Source organism: Acinetobacter sp. I-MWF (assembly GCF_025433935.1).
In the GTDB taxonomy this organism is placed as follows: domain Bacteria; phylum Pseudomonadota; class Gammaproteobacteria; order Pseudomonadales; family Moraxellaceae; genus Acinetobacter; species Acinetobacter guillouiae.
Window position 1 is genome coordinate 1 of record NZ_JAMBAR010000018.1, and the last position, 223, is coordinate 223.

The 223-nt window shown below is 50.7% G+C and carries 1 protein-coding gene; it reads right to left on the bottom strand.

Features of this window, described 5'->3' with window-relative positions; translation table 11 throughout:
- The coding region (locus M2R48_RS21165) for a SwmB domain-containing protein (RefSeq protein WP_262087591.1) at window positions 1-223 on the bottom strand (223 nt) is incomplete at both ends.

Genomic DNA, 223 nt, shown 5'->3' on the forward strand with positions numbered 1-223 from the left:
CGGTGCTGTGGTATCACCACCAGGCACAGTTGAACCATTATCCACTGTGGTGGCTGGAAGTGTTGCTGCATCATTACCCGCAATGTCTTGAATCGCATTTGGATCATTGGCTGCCGATGGATCGGTATAACCCACTTGCACCGCTTGACCTGCTGTGACTGGTGTACCCAAAGTCAACACTACGGTAGAGCCATTCACTGTAACACCGGTTACAGGTACAACT